This window comes from Paraburkholderia sp. NMBU_R16, assembly GCF_013282575.1.
In the GTDB taxonomy this organism is placed as follows: domain Bacteria; phylum Pseudomonadota; class Gammaproteobacteria; order Burkholderiales; family Burkholderiaceae; genus Trinickia.
Window position 1 is genome coordinate 1 of sequence record NZ_JAAAYE010000510.1, and the last position, 250, is coordinate 250.

Here is a 250-nt window from a genome sequence, read left to right on the forward strand (position 1 = left end):
AACGACTCGAACGCGCTCTGGCGTTGTTCCTGGTAGTGGCTTGGCGTATCGCTTATCTGATGCGCAAGGGCCGCACCTGCCCGGATCTGGACGCCGAACTGTTCTTCGATGTCGACGAGATCCGCGGTGCCGCGCGTCAAACAAGATGAGAGCAGCGCGTCAATCAGGATGAGAGTACTGGCGTGGCGGCAGCGGTGAAGGGCGTAGCCCGGAACCGCTGCCGCCACGCCGCGCCGAGCAGTCCCCCGTC

The 250-nt window shown here is 64.4% G+C and carries 1 pseudogene; it reads left to right on the forward strand.

The features are described from left to right. Positions 1 to 131, forward strand: a pseudogene (locus tag GWC77_RS28940) (IS4 family transposase); the annotation flags it as partial. Between the last annotated feature and the right edge of the window lie 119 nt (positions 132 to 250).